Genomic DNA, 14,909 nt, shown 5'->3' with positions numbered 1-14,909 from the left:
CAGGCGCCCTGCAGCAGGATGGGTCGGGCCAGGGCGAGAGGGCCGCTCTCTCGCTACGTGACCGAACACAGCCTGGCGTTGAGGGGCGGTCGATCGCGTCTGCTCCGCCTCAGGCGTCCCGCCGCGCCTAGGCTGCTTCCCGCGGCGCCGGCAAGCGATGCGGCAGGCCTAGCCAATCGTCGCAAGCCGCCAGCGCCCGCTCGCAAAAAGCGCGCTTGCGTTCCTTGCCGCGGACCGACTCAGCGAGTGGGGGAAACAGGCCGAAATTCACGTTCATCGGCTGGAAGGTCTCGGCCTCGGCTCCGCCCGTGATGTGGGCGAGCAAGGCGCCCAGCGCAGTCTCGGCCGGTGGCGGAGACGGAGAGCGACCAAGCGCGTCCGCCACCGCGAAGCGTCCCGCGAGGAGGCCGATGGCTGCCGATTCCACGTACCCCTCGACACCGGTGATCTGGCCGGCGAAACGAAGGTATGGGGCGGCCTTCAATCGCAGTGTTGCGTCCAGAAGGCGCGGCGCGTTGATGAAGGTGTTGCGGTGCAAGCCGCCGAGGCGGGCGAACTCTGCCCGCTCGAGCCCGGGGATCATGCGGAACACCCGCACCTGCTCGGCATGTTTCAGCTTGGTCTGGAACCCGACCATGTTCCACAGCGTGCCGAGCGCGTTGTCCTGCCGCAGTTGCACGACCGCGTAGGGCTTGCGCCCGGTGCGCGGATCGATCAAACCCACGGGCTTCATCGGCCCGAAGCGAAGCGTGTCGAGCCCACGCTCGGCCATCACCTCGATGGGCAGGCATCCTTCGAAATACGGTGTGGACTTTTCCCAGTCCTTGAACTCCGTCTTCTCCGCCGCAAGCAGGGCGGCGACGAAGGCCTCGTATTGCGCGCGGTCGAGCGGACAGTTGATGTAGTCCCGCCCCGATCCCTTGTCGTAACGGGACTGGAACCAGGCGATCTCGAGGTCGATCGTGTCCTGATGCACGATCGGCGCGATCGCGTCGAAGAAGGCGAGCGACTCTTCGCCCGTCATGCGCCGGATGTCCTCCGCGAGCGCCGTTGACGTCAAGGGACCTGTCGCCAGCACACAGAGGCCCCAGGACGGCGGCGGCAAGGCGGTCACCTCCTCGCGTACCACCGTGACGAGCGGGTGACCGCTGAGACGTCGGGTCACTTCGGCCGAGAAACCGTCGCGGTCGACAGCGAGCGCCCCACCCGCGGGCAGTCGATGCGCGTCGGCGACCGCCATGATGAGGCTGCCCGCGCGTCGCATCTCCTCGTGCAACAGACCAACCGCGTTGTACAGCGGATCATCGGCGCGGAACGAGTTCGAGCAGACGAGCTCGGCGAAACGCTCCGTGCGGTGGGCCTCGGTCATCCGCCGAGGGCGCATTTCGTGCACGATGACGGGGACACCGGCATTGGCGATTTGCCAAGCCGCCTCGCTGCCGGCGAGGCCGGCGCCGATGACATGGACGGGTCCGCTCATGCCCGTCACATAGGCGCGGGAGGGATGCCCCTCAATCCGCCTTGGACCGACACGGCACTGGCGGCTAAACGAATGGGGTGGTGGTCTACCGGCGATTCGTCTTACTTGTTTTCGCCGTCAGCGGCTGCGCCGAGCGGGGGCGGTCGGAACGGGCAGCTGGCGGTCGCACGGTCGCCGTCCTCACCCCCGCTGTCGCGCGCGATCCGTCGGCGCCGACGACCTTGCCTTGGTCGCTGCCCTTCGGGACGATCGGACGCTTCGTCGACGTCGCCCAGCAACTCGGTCGCGAACGGATGCTGGCGGAAGCGATTGCGGTGCAGCGCTTTCGCGTGCGCGAGCGTTTCGCCGCCCACCTCGGCGCGGCATTGGAGGCCCGCGGAGACCGTGCGCTGATCGTGCCGGCGGCCCGGTTCGACGCCGACCTTCTACCGCGCCCGCCCCCGTGGCGTGGCGATCTGCTGCTCGACGTCGTGGTCGAGGAGTTCGGCTATGCCGCACCGACTCCGGACGGTCCTTTCGTGCCGTACGCTGTGGCCCTCGTTCGCGGGCTGCGCAACGACGGCACGGTTGCCGTCGCGGGTCGCGTGGCGGTGAACGTGCCCAGGCCGCCGTCGCTTTCTTGGGTGCCGGGACCGCAGGAACCAACCCTGGGCGCGGATTTCGGGGCGCATGTGGACCCCGAGGCAACGGTGGGCGGCATTGATGCCGCCCTGCGCACCCTCGCTTTCGCCGTCGCGGCCAGAATTCCGTGATGCGGAGAAGGCCCGGCTCGCGGGCCGGGCCCTCGTCTCCGCTCGGCGGCGAAGTCCGTTACTCCTTGTTCACCGGCGATTCGGGGTCGAACAGGAAAGCGAGGATGTGGGTGATGTCCTCGATGGAGAGGATCTTCTGCGTGCCGTAGCGCGGCATGGTCGAACAGGCGAGGGTCGCATTGGAATTGTAGATCTTGATGTAGGCGGTCCGGATCGCCTCGGCGTCGTAGTCCCTGATCTTGCCGTATTGCAGGAGCGACGGCCCGAGCGTGCCGTAAGCCACCTCTTGCGGCGCCATCTGATGGCAGGCGTAGCAGTTGCCGCCCACGCCGCGGCGCGGATCGTCGCGCATGCGCAGGCCCTGGCCGGCCAGCGAGAGTTGCTCGCCGCGCCGCCAGTCGCCGAGGAACTTGCCGTCCGAAGGAAACACGACCGCCTCCTCGGATAACTTCTGGATCCGTTCGGCGACATCGGCCGGCGGTTCATTTCGATACTGAGAGCACAGACGTTGCACTTCGTCCTGCTCCAATCGAGCTTTCAGGTCCGGAGGCAAGCGATCGTAGTCGAAGCTCGACCGAATGGCTTGCTCCAGACGTTCCGCGCTGATCTCGGGCAGATCCCGCGGCCGTTCGGCCAAGGCGGAGCCGGCGAGCAGGCCGAGGATGCAGGCAGACAGGAGATAACGGCGCATCACACATCCCCCTTCAGCGCTTGATCGACGGCACTTCGAGTTCGCCGCCCTCGGCGTTCTTCGTCAGCCAGGTGATCAGGGCAATCGACACCTCGGAGCCATGCACGAGATCAGGCATGCGCATCTGCCAGAAGCAGTCCCACATGCGGTGCTGCATGGTGCGCAGCGTCTCGTGTGAGACGCGATAGGTCGGCCAGGAGGTCAATGCGCGTGCCGCATCCTCCTGCTTGCGCATGTTGCCGAGTTCCTGAAGCCGGATCCTCAACCCATCCTGGCTGTGGCACGTGGCGCAGGAGAAATCGAAGAAGGACCCGCGGCGATAGAACACCGCTTCGCCGAGAGCATAAGCCTCCTTTTCCTTCGGATGGGTCAGCGGGATCGAGAACTTGTGCCCGGAGGACTTCTCAGCCACGAACGCGACCAGCGCCTCGAGCTCCGACTTGCGGTCGCGCGTGGAGAAGGCGCGGCGACGGATCTCCGCCTCGTCGAAGCCCTGCAGGGTCACCATGCAGTGCACGATGCGGCTTTCCGCATCCATCACCTTGTCGACATCTGGAAAATAACGCGGCAGCTGCGCGTAGGCGCCATCCAGCACGCCGGGACCGAGGCCGAGATCGCACTGTTCGAGCGAGGCGTTCTTCGGTCCGCGCTTCTCGTTCCAGAGCCGCTCGCCCTCGTCGACCCACAGGAACCCGGGGTTGGCGAAGGGATCCGCCAGCATCCGGCGATATTCCTCGACCGGGTTGTCGGACTGCGCGAGCCCGGCGGAGATCGCAATCGAGGCGCCGGCCGCCGCGCCGATCGCCCACAACGTCACTTTCATTCCGTTCCTCCCCCCAACGTTCGTCTTGCGACGCGTCGGTTCACGATGGTGCGAGTATCGAACCATCGAAGGTCGGAAGGCAAGTGCCTTCCTCGGGTCGGCCGGATCTAGACCCGTTCCGCGACGCGGCTGCCTTTCTTTCCCGGTTTCGCCGCCGACTCCGGCCCGGGGCCGGCGGGCCTCAGGCCGGCAGCACGGTCGCGCTGCAGGATCGGCGCCAGGAAGCGCCCAGTGTGGCTTTCCGGGTTGGCCGCCATCTCCTCCGGCGTGCCGGCGGCCACCACCCGCCCCCCGCCCTCGCCCCCCTCGGGGCCGAGATCGATGATCCAGTCGGCGGTCTTGATGACGTCGAGGTTGTGCTCGATCACGACCACGGTGTTGCCGGCCTCGACGAGCGCGTGCAGCACGTCGAGCAGGCGCCGCACGTCCTCGAAATGCAGGCCCGTGGTCGGTTCGTCGAGGATGTAGAGGGTGCGGCCGGTCGCCCGTCGCGACAGTTCCTTGGCGAGCTTCACCCGCTGCGCCTCGCCGCCCGACAGCGTCGTCGCCGGCTGACCGAGCTTGACGTAAGCAAGGCCAACCTCGTTCAGCGTGCGCAGCTTGTCGCGGATGGCAGGTACGGCGGAGAAGAAGTCGAGCGCTTCCTCCACCGTCATCTCCAGCACGTCGGCGATCGACTTGTCCCGGAACCGGATCTCCAGCGTTTCGCGATTGTAGCGTTTGCCTTTGCAGGCGTCGCAGGTGACGTAGACGTCGGGCAGGAAGTGCATCTCGATCTTGATCACGCCGTCGCCCTGACAGGCCTCGCAGCGGCCGCCCTTGACGTTGAAGGAGAACCGCCCCGGCGCGTAGCCGCGCGCCCGCGCCTCGGGCAATTCGGCGAACCAGTCGCGGATCGGGGTGAAGGCCCCGGTGTAGGTGGCGGGATTGGACCGCGGCGTGCGCCCGATCGGCGACTGGTCGATGTCGATCACCTTGTCGAGGTGCTCGAGCCCCTCGATTCGCTCGTGCGGCGCGGGGTGGTCGCGCGTGCCCATCAGCCGCCGCGCCACCGCCTTGTACAGCGTGTCGATCACCAGGGTGGATTTGCCGCCGCCCGACACCCCGGTGACGCAGACGAAGAGGCCCAAGGGAAAGTCGACGGTGAGGTTCTTCAGGTTGTTTCCCGTTGCGCCGACGACGCGCAGCACGCGTTTGCGATCGACCGGGCGGCGGCGGGCCGGGACCGGAATGCAGGTGCGGCCCGACAGGTAGGCCGCGGTCAGGCTGGTCGGGTGGGCGAAGACCTGCTCAGGGGGGCCGGAGGCGACGACCTGGCCGCCGTGCACGCCGGCACCCGGCCCCATGTCGATCAGCCAGTCGGCCGCACGGATCGCGTCCTCGTCGTGCTCGACGACGATCACCGTGTTGCCGAGGTCGCGCAGCCGTTTCAGCGTCGCAAGCAAGCGCGCATTGTCGCGCTGATGCAGCCCGATCGAGGGCTCATCCAGCACGTAGAGCACGCCCGTCAGCCCCGAACCGATCTGCGAGGCGAGCCGGATGCGCTGGCTCTCGCCGCCCGACAGTGTCGCCGAGCCACGCGCGAGCGTGAGATAATCGAGCCCGACATCGATCAGGAAGCCCAGCCGGTCGGTGATCTCGCGCAGGATCCGGCGCGCGATCTCGCGCTTCTGCGGCGAGAGCTTCTCGGGCAGGGCGCGGAACCAGGCATCGGCCTCGCGGATGGACAGGGCGGAGATCTCGCCGATGTGCCGCCCGTCGATCTTCACCGCCAGCGCCTCGGGCTTCAGGCGATGGCCGCCGCAGGCCTCGCAGGGCGCTTCGCTCTGGTAGCGGGAGAGTTCCTCGCGCACCCAGGCGCTGTCGGTTTCCCGCCAGCGCCGATCGAGATTGGCGATCACGCCCTCGAAGGGCTTCTTCGTCTCGAACGCGCGCAGCCCGTCCTCGTAACGGATCGTCACCGGATCGTCTCCGGTGCCGAACAGGATCGCCCGCCGCGCCCGCTCCGGCAGATCCTTCCACGGCGTGCGCATGGAGATCCTGAGGTGCCGTGCGAGCGCCTCCAGCGTCTGCCGGTAGTAGGGCGAGGAGACGCCCTCCCAAGGCGCGATCGCGCCGTCGGCCAGGCTCTTCGTCTCGTCCGGCACGACGAGGTCGGGGTCGAAGAAGAGGGTGACGCCGAGCCCATCGCAGGCCGGACAGGCGCCGACCGGGTTGTTGAAGGAGAAGAGGCGCGGTTCGAGTTCGGCGATGGTGAAGCCCGAGACGGGGCAGGCGAACTTGGCGCTGAACACCGTGCGTTCGCCGCTGTCGGCGTTCTCGGCGAAGGCGATGCCGTCGGCCAGCGCAAGCGCGGTCTCCAGGCTGTCGGCGAGCCGTGTGGCTAGACCTTCGCGCACGACGATGCGGTCCACCACCACCTCGATGTCGTGCTTGCGCTTCTTGTCGAGCGCAGGCACGGCGTCGATGTCGTGCAGCGTCCCGTCCACCTTGACCCGGGTGAAACCGCGCTTCTGCAGCTCGGCGAGGTCCTTGCGGTACTCGCCCTTGCGCCCGCGCACGACGGGGGCGAGCAGCAGGAGCCGCGTGCCCTCCGGCATGGCGAGGATGCGATCCACCATCTGGCTCACCGTCTGCGCCTCGATCGGCAGGCCGGTCGCGGGCGAATGGGGCACGCCGATGCGCGCCCAGAGCAGCCGCATGTAGTCGTGAATCTCGGTCACCGTGCCGACGGTGGAGCGCGGGTTGCGCGAGGTGGTCTTCTGGTCGATGGAGATCGCGGGCGAGAGGCCCTCGATCGACTCGACGTCGGGCTTCTGCATCAGTTCGAGGAACTGGCGCGCGTAGGCCGACAGGCTCTCGACGTAGCGCCGCTGCCCCTCGGCATAGATGGTGTCGAAGGCGAGCGAGGACTTGCCCGACCCGGAAAGCCCCGTGATGACGGTGAGCGTGTTGCGTGGGATGTCGACGTCGATGTTCTTCAGGTTGTGTTCGCGCGCGCCGCGCACGCGGATCAGGTCGGTCATTCGGGGCACCATCGCAACGTCCGAAGGAGCGAATGCGCCTCAGATGGGCCCTCCGCCGCAAGGGGCGAGGGGCGCGGCACGCGGGGGTGTGACGAGAGGCGGGCGGCAGCCTAAAGTCCGGGACGGAGTCGGAGGGCGAAGGCGATGGCCGGAAGCGTGAACAAGGTGATCCTCGTCGGCAATCTCGGGCGCGACCCCGAGGTGCGCACGACGCAGTCGGGGATGAAGGTGGTGAACCTGTCGGTCGCGACCTCCGACTCGTGGTCGGACAAGGCCACGGGCGAGCGGCAGGAGCGCACCGAGTGGCACCGCGTGGTGATCATGAACGACCGCCTGGCCGAGGTGGCGGAGAAGTACCTGCGCAAGGGCAGCAAGGTCTATCTCGAGGGCAAGCTGCAGACGCGGAAATGGACGGACCAGTCCGGCCAGGAGCGCTACACGACGGAGATCCTGCTTGGTCGGATCGGGGCGGAGATGGTGCTGCTCGATCGCCGCGAGGGGGCGGGGCCGGCGATCGAGGAGGAGGAGCGGGGCTATGGCGGGGGCCGCCAGCCGGCGCCGGCCGGCCGGGGCGGCTGGGACGCTTCTGTGCGCAAGACCGATCTCGATGACGACATTCCGTTCTGAGGGTGATCCCGTCGTCGCCTGCCGTCCGACGTTGGGGCTGAAACGACCCGAGGGTCACGACGAGTGGCCGGACGGTCGCCCCTGGCCCCTCGGCTGCGGGGCGCCCCATCGCCCTGGGCCGAGGCGGGCGGAGCGGTGGATTGTCGCTCGGGCGGAGTGCGGCGAATGCGCCGAACGCCCTGGGTCCATTGGTGCGAACCGCAAACGATGCGGTTGGGGGTCCCCCTATGCGGCCTCCCAGGCATGCGAAGTTTTGCTTTTCGACCGGCCGTCGGGAGCCGGCGTGACCCGAGGCAAATGCCTCACCGCCCGGGCACCAGCCCCGACAGCCCTCGCAGGAACGCCTCGCGCCGGCCCTCCCGCGTCACCTCATACAGCGGGTTGTCCACCGCCAGCCTCTGCCCGCCGTCGCGGATCAGCGGGCGGATCAGGATCTGCCCGCGCGACGGTGTCGCCGCGCCGAACACGTCGAACGGGAAACGGATGAAGAGCCCTTGTCGAAACTGCCCTCGCCGAACTTGTCGAACCCCGCATCCGTCAGCGTGGCGAAGCCGCCGATCTCCACCCCGTTGTCGAACCGCCGGCCGAGCTCCAGCGTCGCCCCCCAGTCCCGCGCGAGATACCGCCCCGCGCGCAGGATGGCGTAAAGATCGCGGTACGGAAGATCGACGTAGAGCGAGAGGTGCCCGGTCACTGTCTCGTCGTCGCGGAAGCGGAACGCCCGGTCGAAGTCGCGCTGCTTCACCCAGGCGAGATCCGCCCCGATCGCGAAGCGGGAGTCGACCGGGCGCCACAGGATCTCGCCCTGCACGCCGCCGTACATCATCTCGAGAAGCCCGGCGGTGACGCGGGCGAAGAGGTCGGTGCCGACGGTCCAGATCCCCTCCGCGGTCAGGCTCAGCACGGGGAAGCGGGTCACTTCCAGATAGGAGCCGATCTCCGTCCGCACCGGGGCGAGCTCGGTGTCCGGAGGTCGAGGCCGGCCGCGCAGGTTGCCGATCAGGTCCGCCCCGGGTTCGCCTCCCACCGAAAGCCCATGGCCGAAGGCGACTCGCCCGCCACCCACCGCCATCAGTTCGCCGGACAGCGGGTCGAAGGGTCCATCAGCGCCAGCACGACATGCAGTTCGGCGCCGACGGCCGAAAGCCGCATCGGCGGCATGCCGTCGGCACGCAGGCGGGCGATCAGCGCGCCTTGCCAATCGGTTGCGAGAATCGGGCCGCGGCGGCGGCGGCAGGACCGGCGTGGGCAGCACGCGCGGCGGAGAGGCCGGGTCGGCGATCAGGCTCGCGCGCAGCACGCGGTCCTTGCCGTGCACGAACCCGGCCGAAAGCTCGACGCCATCGATGGGGCGCCAGACGAGGCGGGCGTTCAGCCGCATCTCGCTCCGCCCGAGACCGCGCCGACGTTCGTCGCGGCGGATCTCGTAGAGCCCGGGGCGGACGAACTCGCCGGCGAGCCGAACCGGTCCGAGGTCGCGGTCGATGAACAGGCGGGCGAAACGGACGGTGTCGCGCGGGCTCACCCGCACCGCGGCGAAGTTGCGCGAGGTGATGTCGAGGGGGAGCCGCTCGATCGGCGCGGTCGTCGCACCGGGCACCGTCAGCACCCGGCTGAGTTCGACGTTGCGCAGGTCCGCCGTGTCCGACACGCCGCCGGCGACGGCAAGGAGGTCGGCGAGGGTGACGTCGCGCGCGACCGGATGGAGACCCGGCCGCTGCACTTCGCCGAGCAGCAGGATGGCGGCTTCGAGCGCGGCGGCGGCGAGGTCGGGGTGATCGCGGAACACCTCCGGGCAGCCGCCCGGGCCGCTCTCGATCATCCCCACCCCGCGGGCATGGACGAAACGTTCGGGCCCGGCGGCGGCCAGCGCGGCGATCCGTGCCAGCGCGGGGCAGTCCTGCTCGGGCGCCTCGCCCCGCACCACCTTCTGCACGGCCGGACCCGACAGCCAAGGCGATGTCGGCACGGCTCAAGATCACCACTTCATGCTCGTCGGCGAGCGGCAGGTCGTGCCGGCCGGCCAGCACCTGGCCGAGGTCGAAGGCCTCGATCCGTTTCACCCGCGTGGTCGGCTCGACCCGCACCACGGCGGCGTAGCGGAGATCGGGATCGGGCCGGATCTGTCTCTGGTCCCCGATCAGCCGGCGCACGGTGCCGGCAGCGCCGCGCGAGCGCACCTGCGGTAGCAGCACGTGACCCGAGAGGCGCACTTGGCCGACCAAGACCGAGAGGGCGGGCAGGACGAGCACGAGATCGCCGCGTCGGAGGTTACGGTCAGGGCCGATCTCGGCGAAGGCGGAGCGGCCAGAGGCGTCGAACTGCTGCAGCAGGAAGCGGACGCCTTGCGGCCGAAGCGAGTCGCCCGCGAGGGCCAACGCCTCGATGAGCGGCAGCACCGGCAGGCCAGGCGGCAGTTCGTCGATGCCGGGCCGGCCCACTTCGCCCGCAATGGCGATGGTCGGGCCGAGCGGCGGGACGACGATGCGATCGCCGGGGCGGAGCGCGAGGTCGGGGGCGGGACCTCGCCCGGCCAACACGCCGTACAGGTCGACCACGCGGGCGCCGCCACGGCCTTCGACGCGGATCGCGCGCAACGAGCCGGTGCGCTTGACGCCGCCGGCGGCGTCGATCGGCGCCTGATCGGGCAGGATCAGCCGGCCGTCGCGATCGATCCGCGCCGAAACCGTGCGGGAGATGCAGCCGCGCAGGGTGACCACGAGCGCGTCGTCACGGCCGAGCACGTTGTCGTCGGGGAGGCCAGCCACGGCCGGCGGACCACCGACGGGAAGGGACAGGAAGGCGTCGTAGCCGAACAGGCGCAGCGGCTGCATGCCGGGTGGCAGGCGCGCGGCATAGAAGGCCTCGACGGGGCTTTCCCGCTCGACTGTGCGAGGCGGCGCGGGGGGCGCGGCTTGGGGAGGCGGCGCCGGGGTGGCCAGGGTAGGGGGTGCGGTGTCGCGGCCCGCCGCGCCGGCAAGGTCGAGGATCTGCTGGATCGTCGCCGCTGCCCTCCCGTCCGGACGATGATCGCCCGTGCCATCGGGTTTCCCTCTACGCCTTCGGCGATGTGCGCCTGGACTGGGAGGGAGGGCGATGGGGCATCTTGCCGAGGCTTGGCTGGCTCGTCCGCACCCTGCGTCACCCCGACCTTCTCGTCCGGCTCGAGCGCGAGATCGCGACCTTTCTGCGCTCTGCCCGCCCTGTCGCGGCGCGATGTGGGCTAGCGCCCAGGAGGCGGCGATCCGTCTTTTGCACCTCGTCGTTGCGGCCCGGTTCATCGATGCCGAGCCGACGGCGGCGGGGCGTGCGCTTGCCGCGTTGCTCGTCGATCGGATCCTGGCCACCCTCGACTACGAACGCTCGCTCGCCAACTACCACGGTCTCGTCTGCGCCGCCGCCTCGGCGGTCGCCGGCGCCTGGCTCGACGATGCGCCGTTGCGGCGCGCGGGACGGCGGTGCTGGTTGCGGACGTGCCGCCGCTGGTGACGGCGGAGGGCGGGTTCGCCCAGGTCTCCACGCGGTATCACCGCATGGCGCTCGATGCGCTCGCGGTTGCGGCCTTGCTCGCCGGCCCTCTCACCGAGTCGGTCTTGCGTGCGGGGCGGGCGATGACCCTGTGGCCCGCGCGGCTCGCCGATCCGGGGACGGGGCGGGTGCCGAGGCTCGGCCACGATGACGGCACCCTGCTGTGCGACGCGCTGGGCGCTGAACCGGACGATGTGCGGCCGAATCTCGTGCGGGCGGAGGCGGCGTTCGGCGGCCGCCGCATCGATCCGCTGGCTGCGCTCGCCGGCATCGGTTCTCCCAGCCGGCCGGCGGAGGGAGGCTGGGCCGATGCGGACGGCGGCACGGCGGGACCGCGACTGAAGCACACCGGCGCCCTCCTCCGACTGCCCTGCGGCCGGTTCACCCCGGGTCAGGGCGACGTGATGCACCTCTCACTGCTGCACGCGGGCGAGGAGATCCTGCGCGACGGCGGCTCATGGCTCTACAACCCTCCGGCGGGGGAGACGGACCTCGCCGGCACCCGCCACCACAACACCGCGCAATGGGGTGACGAGGACCGTCCGCCTCGGCTCTTAGGCTGGCTGTTTGCCCCGCGCCGCGGATGGCCCCGGTCGAGGTCGAGCCGGGGAGGCTGTGCACGCGCGACCGCCACCACGAACGGACCGTGGTGCTGCGGCAGGGGCTTGGCACGGTGATCGACCGGCTCGACCGACCCGGTGCGGTGGTGCGCTGGCGCCTCGCTCCCGCCCTTTGGCGGCAGACCGGAACGGGCGCCGCGAGTTCCCTCGCCTGCCTGACCGTGCGGGCGGACGGCGAGGTTGCGACCGCGCTCGGCCACGGTTGGGAGGCGCCGCGTTACGGGCGCAGGCGATTGATCCCGTTGCTGGAGATCCGCCCCGCGCCGGACACGCGGACGATCATCACCGCCGTGCGGTTTGCCGGCGCCGCGTCCGGCGACTGAGGCCCGATGGCAACGTCGGTCAGCTGCCCACCTTCTCCTCTTCGCTCGCCGCCATGTGCCCGACCTCGCCCTTGCGGCGGCGGCGGGTGCGCTGGGCATAGGCGCCCTGTTCGCGCTGCGGATCGGAACAGGGTTTGACCACCGTCTCCTCATAGGCGGCCCATTCCGCTTCGCCGAAATCCGCGAGACGCAGCTTGAGCTCGACCGACTGCATCGTCTCGTTGCCGTAAAGGGACCGCGGGAGGGGCACCACCTGGAAGATCGGCCAATCGGGCTCGAAACGAATCTGCACGTCGGTCTTGGTGAGGCGGATGTTCGACAGGAGCGGCCCGAACCAGCGGTCGGTCTCGATGATCCCTTCGTACACCTCCCAGTTTCCGCGGGGCATGTTGGCAGGGGCGCGCACAAGGAGCCCCCAGCCGGGAGCGGTGCGGGCGATCAGGCCGGACCAGAACTGCACGACGCCGGGCTCCTTGAGGGCGGAGATGAACGGCGGCGAGAAGCCGCGGCAGGAGGGGGGAGCCACCTCGTCGAACCTCTGCGCGAAGTAGGGGAACTGCGCGCTGCCGTTGAGCGGGATCCAGCCGTCGTGCTCCGCCCCGTCATAGGTCCAGAAAATCTGCGATCCGTCCCAGGTCAGGGTGATGCCGATCGGGGGAAACACGTACCAACCGAAGGCCGAGGCCGTGCACACCGCTTCGCAGTAGCGGAAGGCACGTGTCGGCAGGGTGCCGATCGCCGAGCGGTCCGCCCGCATCGGCGGGCGTGCGGTCTCGATCAGCCGGTGGAAGGTGAGGATGGGGCTGGGTTTCGCGGTCTCGGTCATGGGTCTGTCCTTGCGACGATGGCGCGAGGTGGGCTGGCAGCGACACAACCTAGCGGCGAGCCTGCACGCCTGAAAGCGGTGGCGATCAGCGTCGGCCGAGCGTGGTCACCATCGTGATTCCGAGCGTGGCCGAAATGCCGCACGGGAGGCGAAGAATTCACGTCGGATGATGCGATTCTCACGCGCTTCGAAGAACGGCACGCGTCAGTCTGCGACGCAGCGGGGTGGCCATGGGCGGCCGTCTGGCGAAGCGGACGAGAGGGACTGGGATGGGCGAGGAGGCAGAGGACGCAGCCGCCATCTCGGGCGATGCGGTAGTGATTCAGGTGCTTGCAGCAGCGCAGCGGTTCGCCGCCTGGTACGTCGAGTTCCTCTCCTGCGACGTCACGCCGGAGGGTGACGACGAGTCGGAGAGTGCGGCAGGGCGCGATCATGTGGCGGCCCGAGTGCAGCACGCCGTGTTCGACCTGATCGCCGCGGTCCATGCCATGAACCGCCATTACAGCGGCAGCGACGCGCGGATGGTTACCGCCTCGCCCGGCAAAGGCCGGCGGGTCACGCCCGAACCGGTGCACTGACGCGCCACCGCGAGGCGGCACGGCGGGGCGCGATGGGTCGGCCCGGGACGGTGGCGGCGGGGATGTCCGCGCCCGTCCCGGGCCGCCGGGTCCGCGGCGGCCCCCCGGCCAGGATCCTGAAGATGCGGTTCCGCCGACGAACCCGGCCGATCAGGCGAGCCAGGGTGGAATCGGCAGACCCTTGCCGCGCAGGAACTCCGGGTTGAACAGCTTCGACTGGTAGCGCGCGCCGCCGTCGCAGAGGATGGTTACCACGGTGTGCCCGGGCCCGAGGTCGCGCGCGACCCGGATCGCCGCCGCCACGTTGAGCCCGGCCGACCCGCCGACGCAGAGCCCCTCGTGTATCGTCAGCTCGAACACCTGTTCGAGCGCCTCCTCGTCCGTCACCCGGATGGCGTCGTCGATCGGCGCGCCCTGGAGGTTGCCGGGCACGCGGCTCTGCCCGATGCCTTCGGTGATCGAGGAGCCCTCGAGCTCGAGCGTGCCGTGCTTGACCCAGGAGTAGAGGGCGCTGCCCATCGGGTCGGCGAGCACGATGCGCACATGGGGGTTGCGCTCCTTCAACGCCAGCGCCACGCCGGCGAGCGTGCCGCCCGTGCCGCAGGCGCAGGTGAAGGCGTCGATCCGCCCGCCGGTCTCGTCCCAGAGCTCCGCGCCGGTGGTGGCGCGATGGCCCTCGCGGTTGGCGAGGTTGTCGAACTGGTTGGCCCAGATCGCGCCTTGCGGCTCCGTCGCGGCCAACTCCTCGGCGAGCCGGCGCGAGACGTGCACGTAGTTGCCGGGATCGCGGTAGGGCACGGCGGGAACGAGCCTGAGATCGGCCCCGATCATGCGCAGGAACTCGATCTTCTCGCGGCTCTGCGTCTCCGGCATCACGATCACCGAGCGATAGCCGCGTGCGTTGCCCACCAGGGTTAGGCCGATTCCGGTGTTGCCGGCGGTGCCCTCGACGATCACGCCGCCGGGCCGCAACAGGCCCTTCGCCTCCGCGTCGGCGATGATGGCGAGGGCGGCGCGGTCCTTCACCGACCCGCCGGGGTTCATGAACTCGGCCTTGCCGAGGATGGTGCAGCCGGTCGCCTCCGAGGCGCGCCGTAGGCGGATGAGCGGCGTGCGCCCGATCGCCCCGACCAACCCCTCGACCCAACGCGGCATCACCCCCATCCTCCCCGGCTGTCGTGCGGCGCCACGCGGCGCGCACCGGAGGAGGGTACGATGAGCGACATCCCGGAGGTGACGTCGGCCGAGGCCTGGCGGGCCCTGAACGAGGACCCGCAGGCGATGCTCATCGATGTCCGGACGGACGCCGAATGGACTTTCGTCGGCATGCCCGACCTCTCGGCAGCCGGCAAGCCCGTGTTCCCGATCGCCTGGCAGCTCTATCCGTCGATGGCGGTCAATCCGGGCTTCGTCGAGGAGCTGCACCGGGCGGGGCTCGGGCCCGAGCACAGGCTCTACTTCCTTTGCCGCTCCGGCGCCCGCTCGCTCGCCGCGGCGCGGGCGGCGCGCGCGGCCGGCTACCCGCACGTCTACAACATCGCCGACGGCTTCGAGGGCCCGACCGACCCCGAAGGCCATCGCCGGACCGTCTGCGGCTGGATCAAGGAGGGGCTTCCTTGGCGCCAGCGTTGAGCC

At 69.9% G+C, this 14,909-nt stretch carries 15 protein-coding genes and 1 pseudogene; 9 read left to right on the top strand and 7 right to left on the bottom strand.

All coding sequences use genetic code 11. From position 1 onward, the window contains the following. Positions 1 to 127 precede the first annotated feature (127 nt). Positions 128 to 1,480, bottom strand: coding sequence for a methylenetetrahydrofolate--tRNA-(uracil(54)-C(5))-methyltransferase (FADH(2)-oxidizing) TrmFO (gene trmFO, locus DWB05_RS04700; RefSeq protein ID WP_114375489.1), 1,353 nt, complete (start codon positions 1,478 to 1,480; stop codon positions 128 to 130). Between the two features lie 77 nt (positions 1,481 to 1,557). Here trmFO and DWB05_RS04695 point away from each other — a divergent pair, with 77 nt between their 5' ends. Continuing rightward, on the top strand, positions 1,558 to 2,232 hold the full coding sequence (locus DWB05_RS04695; RefSeq protein ID WP_157967078.1) for a hypothetical protein: 675 nt from the start codon (positions 1,558 to 1,560) through the stop codon (positions 2,230 to 2,232). A gap of 58 nt (positions 2,233 to 2,290) precedes the next feature. Here DWB05_RS04695 and soxX read toward each other — a convergent pair whose 3' ends face one another. From soxX to uvrA, 3 genes are all read right to left on the bottom strand, one after another. After that, positions 2,291 to 2,923, bottom strand: a complete 633-nt coding sequence (gene soxX / locus DWB05_RS04690; protein WP_114375485.1) for a sulfur oxidation c-type cytochrome SoxX — start codon at positions 2,921 to 2,923, stop codon at positions 2,291 to 2,293. Between the two features lie 13 nt (positions 2,924 to 2,936). Beyond that, a complete protein-coding gene (soxA, locus tag DWB05_RS04685; protein WP_114375482.1) occupies positions 2,937 to 3,746 on the bottom strand; it encodes a sulfur oxidation c-type cytochrome SoxA in 810 nt (269 codons plus the stop codon). A 107-nt stretch (positions 3,747 to 3,853) separates the two neighbouring features. Next, positions 3,854 to 6,772, bottom strand: coding sequence for an excinuclease ABC subunit UvrA (gene uvrA, locus DWB05_RS04680; RefSeq protein WP_114375480.1), 2,919 nt, complete (start codon positions 6,770 to 6,772; stop codon positions 3,854 to 3,856). A 144-nt stretch (positions 6,773 to 6,916) separates the two neighbouring features. On the opposite strand from uvrA, the gene ssb reads away from it, so the two are divergent. Continuing rightward, positions 6,917 to 7,399 carry a single-stranded DNA-binding protein gene (ssb, locus tag DWB05_RS04675; protein WP_114375478.1) on the top strand — a complete coding sequence of 161 codons (483 nt, stop codon included), beginning with the start codon at positions 6,917 to 6,919 and terminating at the stop codon, positions 7,397 to 7,399. Between the two features lie 302 nt (positions 7,400 to 7,701). On the opposite strand, the pseudogene DWB05_RS04665 reads toward ssb, so the two are convergent. Next, positions 7,702 to 9,221: pseudogene (locus DWB05_RS04665) on the bottom strand (YjbH domain-containing protein). Between the two features lie 166 nt (positions 9,222 to 9,387). Between DWB05_RS04665 and DWB05_RS04660 the strand changes: the two are divergent. From DWB05_RS04660 to DWB05_RS04640, 5 genes are read left to right on the top strand one after another with little or no spacing between them, the layout of a single operon-like run. Next, positions 9,388 to 9,588 (top strand): hypothetical protein, encoded by a 201-nt coding sequence (locus DWB05_RS04660; RefSeq protein ID WP_114375474.1) that lies wholly within the window; start codon positions 9,388 to 9,390, stop codon positions 9,586 to 9,588. Between the two features lie 24 nt (positions 9,589 to 9,612). Beyond that, positions 9,613 to 10,626 carry a hypothetical protein gene (locus DWB05_RS04655; protein ID WP_157967076.1) on the top strand — a complete coding sequence of 338 codons (1,014 nt, stop codon included), beginning with the start codon at positions 9,613 to 9,615 and terminating at the stop codon, positions 10,624 to 10,626. After that, positions 10,616 to 10,888 carry a hypothetical protein gene (locus DWB05_RS04650; RefSeq protein WP_157967075.1) on the top strand — a complete coding sequence of 91 codons (273 nt, stop codon included), beginning with the start codon at positions 10,616 to 10,618 and terminating at the stop codon, positions 10,886 to 10,888. Before DWB05_RS04655 ends, DWB05_RS04650 begins: the two co-directional genes overlap by 11 nt. Further along, on the top strand, positions 10,858 to 11,604 hold the full coding sequence (locus tag DWB05_RS04645; protein WP_114375468.1) for a hypothetical protein: 747 nt from the start codon (positions 10,858 to 10,860) through the stop codon (positions 11,602 to 11,604). Before DWB05_RS04650 ends, DWB05_RS04645 begins: the two co-directional genes overlap by 31 nt. Beyond that, the gene (locus tag DWB05_RS04640; RefSeq protein ID WP_114375466.1) at positions 11,574 to 11,870 is read left to right on the top strand and encodes a hypothetical protein; all 297 of its coding nucleotides are present in this window, start codon (positions 11,574 to 11,576) and stop codon (positions 11,868 to 11,870) included. The genes DWB05_RS04645 and DWB05_RS04640 overlap by 31 nt, the downstream gene beginning before the upstream one ends. A 19-nt stretch (positions 11,871 to 11,889) precedes the next feature. Here the strand turns inward: DWB05_RS04640 and DWB05_RS04635 are convergent, their stop codons facing one another. Then, positions 11,890 to 12,696: a DUF6065 family protein gene (locus DWB05_RS04635; RefSeq protein ID WP_114375464.1), complete on the bottom strand. Its 807-nt coding sequence runs from the start codon at positions 12,694 to 12,696 to the stop codon at positions 11,890 to 11,892. Between the two features lie 269 nt (positions 12,697 to 12,965). Between DWB05_RS04635 and DWB05_RS14595 the strand changes: the two genes are divergently transcribed. Beyond that, complete coding sequence (locus DWB05_RS14595; RefSeq protein WP_157967074.1) at positions 12,966 to 13,274, top strand: hypothetical protein; 309 nt, start codon at positions 12,966 to 12,968, stop codon at positions 13,272 to 13,274. 150 nt (positions 13,275 to 13,424) lie between these two features. Here the strand turns inward: DWB05_RS14595 and DWB05_RS04625 are convergent, their stop codons facing one another. Then, complete coding sequence (locus tag DWB05_RS04625) at positions 13,425 to 14,429, bottom strand: cysteine synthase A (RefSeq protein ID WP_232818384.1); 1,005 nt, start codon at positions 14,427 to 14,429, stop codon at positions 13,425 to 13,427. 60 nt (positions 14,430 to 14,489) lie between these two features. Here DWB05_RS04625 and DWB05_RS04620 point away from each other — a divergent pair, with 60 nt between their 5' ends. After that, positions 14,490 to 14,906: a rhodanese-like domain-containing protein gene (locus tag DWB05_RS04620; protein ID WP_114375460.1), complete on the top strand. Its 417-nt coding sequence runs from the start codon at positions 14,490 to 14,492 to the stop codon at positions 14,904 to 14,906. The last annotated feature ends 3 nt before the right edge of the window (positions 14,907 to 14,909 follow it).

The sequence above is a fragment of the Elioraea thermophila (ex Habib et al. 2022) genome, from assembly GCF_003336755.1.
Classification (GTDB): domain Bacteria; phylum Pseudomonadota; class Alphaproteobacteria; order Acetobacterales; family Acetobacteraceae; genus Elioraea; species Elioraea thermophila.
This window is presented reverse-complemented; position numbering and strand designations above follow the sequence as displayed.

Bases quoted from the DNA above. Each gene is read 5' to 3' on its own strand.
- soxA (WP_114375482.1), bottom strand. From the start codon at position 3,746: ATGAAAGTGACGTTGTGGGCGATCGGCGCGGCGGCCGGCGCCTCGATT.
- DWB05_RS04620 (WP_114375460.1), top strand. From the start codon at position 14,490: ATGAGCGACATCCCGGAGGTGACGTCGGCCGAGGCCTGGCGGGCCCTG.
- soxX (WP_114375485.1), bottom strand. From the start codon at position 2,923: ATGCGCCGTTATCTCCTGTCTGCCTGCATCCTCGGCCTGCTCGCCGGC.
- DWB05_RS04625 (WP_232818384.1), bottom strand. From the start codon at position 14,429: ATGCCGCGTTGGGTCGAGGGGTTGGTCGGGGCGATCGGGCGCACGCCG.
- DWB05_RS14595 (WP_157967074.1), top strand. From the start codon at position 12,966: ATGGGCGAGGAGGCAGAGGACGCAGCCGCCATCTCGGGCGATGCGGTA.
- uvrA (WP_114375480.1), bottom strand. From the start codon at position 6,772: ATGACCGACCTGATCCGCGTGCGCGGCGCGCGCGAACACAACCTGAAG.
- DWB05_RS04635 (WP_114375464.1), bottom strand. From the start codon at position 12,696: ATGACCGAGACCGCGAAACCCAGCCCCATCCTCACCTTCCACCGGCTG.
- ssb (WP_114375478.1), top strand. From the start codon at position 6,917: ATGGCCGGAAGCGTGAACAAGGTGATCCTCGTCGGCAATCTCGGGCGC.
- trmFO (WP_114375489.1), bottom strand. From the start codon at position 1,480: ATGAGCGGACCCGTCCATGTCATCGGCGCCGGCCTCGCCGGCAGCGAG.
- DWB05_RS04660 (WP_114375474.1), top strand. From the start codon at position 9,388: ATGCTCGTCGGCGAGCGGCAGGTCGTGCCGGCCGGCCAGCACCTGGCC.
- DWB05_RS04650 (WP_157967075.1), top strand. From the start codon at position 10,616: ATGTGGGCTAGCGCCCAGGAGGCGGCGATCCGTCTTTTGCACCTCGTC.